Raw genomic sequence first — 549 nt, forward strand, 5'->3', positions numbered from 1 at the left:
CACCGTGAATAAGTCTCCTTAGCGTCAAAATTGACTTTGCTAGCTTTCTTGCTTGTTTTTTGGAAATCGCTCTCGATTTCCTGTCCTGCGAATTGATTGGTGAAACGTACTGTCTCATCGCTTTTTCGTCTTCTTTTTGTTCAGTTTTCAAAGGTCATTCTTTCTTCGCCGCCTTTTTATCAGCAACTTTTATATTATACAACTTTTGAATACTCTCGTCAAGAGTATATTCAAAAAAAATGGTGGAGCCTAGCGGGATCGAACCGCTGACCTCCTGCGTGCAAAGCAGGCGCTCTCCCAGCTGAGCTAAGGCCCCAAAGTTAAGGTAAGAACATATTTAAAACATGGTCGGGAAGACAGGATTCGAACCTGCGACCCCTTGGTCCCAAACCAAGTGCTCTACCAAGCTGAGCTACTTCCCGTATAAAGAGCGCGCCCAGAAGGAGTCGAACCTCCAACCGCCTGATTCGTAGTCAGGTACTCTATCCAGTTGAGCTATGGGCGCAACATAAAAACAATAATAATGGTGCCGAAGGACCGGAATCGAAC

The 549-nt window shown here is 45.4% G+C and carries 3 tRNA genes; all 3 read right to left on the reverse strand.

Annotated features, from left to right (window positions below):
• Nucleotides 1–240 precede the first annotated feature (240 nt).
• Nucleotides 241–316 (reverse strand) — tRNA-Ala (locus tag MAQA_RS13310).
• Nucleotides 317–345: 29 nt separating this feature from the next.
• Nucleotides 346–422, reverse strand: a tRNA-Pro gene (locus tag MAQA_RS13315).
• A 9-nt stretch (nucleotides 423–431) separates the two neighbouring features.
• Nucleotides 432–505: transfer RNA gene (locus MAQA_RS13320), tRNA-Arg, on the reverse strand.
• Between the last annotated feature and the right edge of the window lie 44 nt (nucleotides 506–549).

Origin of the sequence: Listeria aquatica FSL S10-1188 (genome assembly GCF_000525795.1) — a bacterium.
Lineage (GTDB): Bacteria > Bacillota > Bacilli > Lactobacillales > Listeriaceae > Listeria > Listeria aquatica.